This window comes from Candidatus Neomarinimicrobiota bacterium (assembly GCA_041862535.1).
GTDB lineage: Bacteria > Fidelibacterota > Marinisomatia > SCGC-AAA003-L08 > TS1B11.
The window spans coordinates 1-5,050 of the sequence record JBGVTM010000082.1; the positions used below are offsets into that span (position 1 = coordinate 1).

General features: G+C 56.4%; 5 protein-coding genes and 2 tRNA genes. All 7 read right to left on the reverse strand.

The annotated features are described in order from the left end of the window. Positions 1–37: 37 nt before the first annotated feature. A tRNA-Tyr gene (locus ACETWG_03275) sits at positions 38–124 on the reverse strand. Between the two features lie 87 nt (positions 125–211). Continuing rightward, positions 212–284 (reverse strand) — tRNA-Thr (locus tag ACETWG_03280). A 497-nt stretch (positions 285–781) separates the two neighbouring features. Beyond that, complete coding sequence (cysS, locus tag ACETWG_03285) at positions 782–2,179, reverse strand: cysteine--tRNA ligase (protein ID MFB0515609.1); 1,398 nt, start codon at positions 2,177–2,179, stop codon at positions 782–784. Beyond that, entirely contained in the window at positions 2,180–3,148 is a 969-nt protein-coding gene (locus ACETWG_03290) for a D-alanine--D-alanine ligase (GenBank protein MFB0515610.1), read from the reverse strand. It lies immediately after the preceding gene. A 1-nt stretch (position 3,149) separates the two neighbouring features. After that, positions 3,150–3,674 carry a D-glycero-alpha-D-manno-heptose-1,7-bisphosphate 7-phosphatase gene (locus tag ACETWG_03295; protein MFB0515611.1) on the reverse strand — a complete coding sequence of 175 codons (525 nt, stop codon included), beginning with the start codon at positions 3,672–3,674 and terminating at the stop codon, positions 3,150–3,152. After that, the gene (locus ACETWG_03300) at positions 3,671–4,630 is read right to left on the reverse strand and encodes a lysylphosphatidylglycerol synthase transmembrane domain-containing protein (protein ID MFB0515612.1); all 960 of its coding nucleotides are present in this window, start codon (positions 4,628–4,630) and stop codon (positions 3,671–3,673) included. The genes ACETWG_03295 and ACETWG_03300 overlap by 4 nt, the downstream gene beginning before the upstream one ends. Positions 4,631–4,636: 6 nt before the next feature. Beyond that, on the reverse strand, positions 4,637–5,050 hold a 414-nt coding region (locus ACETWG_03305; GenBank protein MFB0515613.1), incomplete at its 5' end, for a hypothetical protein.

Below are 5,050 nucleotides of genomic sequence, written 5' to 3' on the forward strand. Positions count from 1 at the left end.
ACTGAAAGCCAGCAGGTCCACCCCGCCAACCGTCACCTGGTGGGGAGAGAAGGATTCGAACCTCCGTAGACGTTACGTCGGCAGATTTACAGTCTGCTGCCATTAACCACTCGGCCATCTCCCCGAAATCTCATCCCTGCAGGAATCTGAGCCTCCGCATCAAGAACTGAGAAAAAACGCCACAAAAGCCAGTCAAAATTCCATAATTTCGAGCCACCAGCAGGATTCGAACCCGCGACCCTCTGATTACAAATCAGATGCTCTATCGACTGAGCTATGGTGGCATTTTCCTGCAAATAGCATAGCTATTTCAGTCTGGAAATTTAATATTTTATAAAATAAAATCAATAGGTAATTGTAACGGCGTGATTTGAGTATTGGGAGACTTTAGCCTTAGCCCTGATACTACCGCTGCAAATTCACGGCCAGGTCCCAAAGCAGGACTGTTGAATACCTGTATAAATGAATAAGTGGCTCATGGCTCGCTCTCGGCATGGTACTCACTATCGATAGGGAGGGCAGGGCTGAAACGCGGGCCTTAGCCTATTGCAAATCGGGACCATAAGGCACCCTTTCGCAGGCGGCAATCATTGATCGCGGTAGTAGGGACCTCCATTCGAAAGGAAATATATATCGCGGTCGAATCGTCACATCGATAGTAACAGATGCTGTCAGTAGAAATTGCCAGCTGGCAGGGACATCCCCAGCTATTCAAAGTAGCGCGCTAGTCCCGGTGCAATTATTCAGGAAAGGCAGGTCCGGGCTATGTTTTGCCGCCCCCTCAGGGATTCTGGCCTTTTTTCCAGATGGTGCCGCTGGGGGTATCTTCCAGTATGATGCCGCGGGTCCGGAGTTCGTTCCGGATGGCATCAGCCCTGGCCCAATCGCGGGCTTTTCTGGCCCTATCCCGTTCCTTGATCAGGGCTTTGATTTCCTCATCCGGCTCCAGCTCCAGATTAAAGTAAATCACGCCAAGGATATCGTCGTAACGTCGCAGTGCTTCCAGGCTTCTTCGAGCCGCCTGACGGGAAAGATCGTTCTCGTCCATGCGGTTGAATAACTCCTTGGCCCAGCCGAAGATGGCTCCCAGGGCCCCGGCAATATTGAGGTCATGGTCCAGGGCCGCCTCCACCGCCGCATCGGGGGGCACCAGCTGAGCACCGGTTTGTGAAGAGGGCACCTCCTCCAGGCGCCGCGCCAGCTCTCGCAGGCGGTTGATAGCCTTCTGGGACTCTCTGACCCTCGGAAAAGTGAAATTGAGTTTCTGCCGGTAGTGGGTGGCCAGGAGCGTATAGCGCACCGCCTCCGCCGAGAATTGCTTGTCCAGGATATCCCGCAAGGTGTAGAAATTGCCCAGTGATTTACTCATTTTCCTGCCCTCCACGATGAGGTGTTCACTGTGCAGCCACAGGTTCACAAAGGGTGTATCGAACATGCAGCGGCTCTGGGCAATCTCATTCTCATGGTGGGGGAAAATATTGTCCACCCCCCCGCAATGGATGTCGAAGTGCTCACCCAGAAAGTGGGTGGACATGACACTGCATTCGATATGCCATCCCGGGCGGCCAGCGCCCCACGGCGAAGGCCAGGCGTTATCGCCGTCGGTGGGTTTGCGAGCCTTCCATAGGGCGAAATCCCGGGCCTCCTCCTTTTCGTAATTGTCCTCCGCCACCCGCTCACCAGATAGGAGCTGCCGGGAGTCCAGGCGGGCCAGGCAGCCGTACTCGGGGAAGGAAGACACATCGAAAAACACCGAACCCTCGTCGGTCTGGTAGGCATGACGCTTTTCGAGCAGGGTCTCAATCCCCGCCACCATCTGGGGAATGAACTCAGTGGCCCGGGGTAGATGATCAGGTGTAAGGATATTGAGCGTCCTAAGGTCCTCTAGAAAAAGCTGGGTATAATGTCCGGTGATTGCCGAGAGGGGTTTACCTTCGGTGTGCGCGCGTTCGATCGTCTTATCATCCACATCGGTGATATTCATGACGTGGGTCACCTTATAGCCCTTGTAGAGCAGGTAGCGCCTGAGGAGGTCTTCGAACATGAAGGTACGCAAGTTCCCGATGTGGGCCGTGTCGTAGACGGTGGGGCCGCAGGTATACAAGCGCACCTCCCCGGTGTGGATAGGTTTGAAAGTCTCCAATCGCCGGGTAAGAGTATTGGTGAATCGAAGGGCCATTTATTCCGACCTGGAATCGGACAGCGCTAACCTGATAATTGAGTCGATCAGTTTATCGAAACTTATGCCCGCTGCCCTGGCGGCCATGGGTACGAGGCTATGCGAAGTCATGCCTGGAAGGGTATTCAGTTCCAGGCAGAAAAATCTACCCTCGGGATTAAACCGGAAGTCAGCCCGGGCATAGTGGCGGCAGCCAAGATCTTCATACAGTCTTCGTGCTTCCTCCTGGATGGCAACGGTGACGTCCAGAGGTAGGTCAGCAGGCACGAAGTAAGCACTCATGCCATCGGTGTACTTGCATTCGTAATCGTAGGAGCGATGCCTGGGGACGATTTCCACGATGGGCAGCGGCCGTTGATCCAGTATTGCAACGGTGAGCTCCCGACCTGGAACGTAGCTTTCCACCAACACTTGAGAGCCAAACTCCCGGGCCAGCAGCAAGGCCTCTTCCAGGTCGATCCGGGTTTCCACTATCGAGAGGCCTACCGTGCTGCCTTCGTGGTTGGGCTTGACCACGACCGGGTAGGGATGCTCTTCCAGAAACGTCCTGAGTTCAGGGTGAGTGCTATTATAGGAGGATGCGGGGCCATCAGCCAGCATCAGGCTTACCCAGGGGGTGGTCGGGATACCAATGGCCACCATCCGCTGTTTGCTGGCATGTTTGTCCATAGCCAGGCGGGAGGCCCGGGGGCGAGAGCCGGTATAGGCGATACCGGCTTTATCGAGAGCAGTCTGAACAGTGCCGTCCTCTCCATCGCCACCATGCAGGGCGTTAAATACCAGATCATAGCCCCGGAGGGCTGCAACCATATCGCCGAGATTCCCTTCGTAGACTACCGGAGCGGCCTCATAGCCCAGTCGGTGGAGTGCTTCCATTACGCGCCGGCCGGTCTCCAGGGAAATCTCGCGCTCCGAGTTGATCCCTCCCAGGAGAACAGCGACGGTCAAATGGCTGGAGGCAGGGGGCATATCAGCTGCAATATTCGCGCAAGCCGGCAATGGTGTCAAGCACCATGGCCGGTGGGGTGGGTAGCTGTCTATCGGTGACCCGACCGCGACCCGTGAGCACCAGCGCAAAGCCGACACCCGCCGCCTGGGCAGCTCCATAGTCGCTCATCGAATCGCCAATCATGAGACTTGATCCTGGTTCAATTCCACAATCAGTCATGGCCTGCTGTAGTAGGCTTGCTCCAGGTTTCCGGCACTGGCAACCCTCATCAGGGTGGTGCGGGCAGATGTAAAAGGGAAGTGTGACGCCCCACTCCCGGCAAAAGCGCTCATGCAGGGCCTGCACAGCCTCCAGGGGCCAATACCCATGGGCGATCCCGCTCTGATTGGTTACTACAGCCAGGTGATAGCCCGCCGCCGCTAAATCCTGGAGAGTGGGACCGGCAAAGGGATAGGAAGGCAGCGTCAACAGGTCGCGGTGGTAGCGTCGATTCTCGTAGGTAAGGGTGCCGTCCCGATCAAACAGCAGCAGCCGAAATCGCCTCATCGATTGGCACCTGCCCTGGGCTCCACCCGCTGAGCACGTACCTCCCGAAAGTGAAGATGGGACCGAAAATAGAGTATAGCTCCTATGATAGTGTAGGGGATGTAGCCGACTAAATGGAGCACCACTGCCGTAGCCTGCGCTTGAGATAGGTCGACTGAGAGGATATTCACAAAAGCCAGCACCACGGCGGCGTGGAAGGTACCCACATATCCCGGGGCGGCAGGCACCATTATCACCAGCGTCGTTGTCACCAGCACCAGATAAGAGTCGGCCAAGGATAATCCCAGACCCATTGCCCGCTGGGCCAGGTGGATATAGATGAGGTACAGTAACCAGATACCGAGAGAGGTTAAGATAAGGGTGGGGTAGTGTCCCCCCTGCCGCAAGCTGGTAAAGCCGAGGTGAAGATTGTCCAGGATAGTCTTCACCCGGCCCCTGACGAAGGGGATGCCATTTTTGCGCCGCGCCAGCCAAATGGTGACCACAGCCGTTATCAGACACAGCACTATTACCCAGAGCATCGGCTGTCGCAATGGCTCAGGCACAGCACTTACAAAAGGCAGAATAATCAGAACCATCAGGACACTTAAGAAATCCACGACCCGCTCCACAATGACGGTCCCGAAAACCTGGGTCATAGGTGCAGGAGCCTGCCGGGCCACGAAATATGTGCGCAACAACTCCCCCAGACGAAAGGGGAAAGCGTTGTTGCCGAAATAGCCGACAACGGTGGCTTCGGTGGTGAGGCGCACAGGAACCTCCTTGACAGGCTTCATGAAAATGCACCAGCGGATACCCCGGAGCGGGATGGCGCTCAAAAGCACCACCGCGGCAAAAACAACCCCTAATACACTCCCCTGGATCAGCGCCTCCCAGAAGGCCCGCCAGTCCACGCCCTTGAAGGCCAGCCACAACGCCAGCACGCTGATCACGAGACCGATTATAAATTGGACCATACTAAGTTATTGCCTGAGATCCAGGCGCGTGCCGGGCAGGTCCTCCAGGATCATGTAAATGCCGCTGTCAGTACTGTCCCAGGGCTCCGGCAGCTCCAGCCGCACGAAGTGCTTCCACTCTGCCTCCTGGAGCCGTATATCACGTATTGTCCAGGTCGTCGAATCCAGCTCCACGGTAGCGAACCACCGGGGCTCAGCGTGGTGCATTTCCCAGCGCACCAAGCCTTTTCGTGACGGTTTGGCCCGGGTTGCAATGGTCTCAGGTGGCAGCTCGCCGTAGAGCAGACGCACCCAAAGGTTCACATCCGTCCAGCGCAGGGAATCAATGACTGTTTGGCGGGTATTCCGGTCGTAAAGGTAAAGCGATCGGCCATCGCTGGCGTATACCTTATCCCACAGCTCCAGGCGGAACACGCTGGG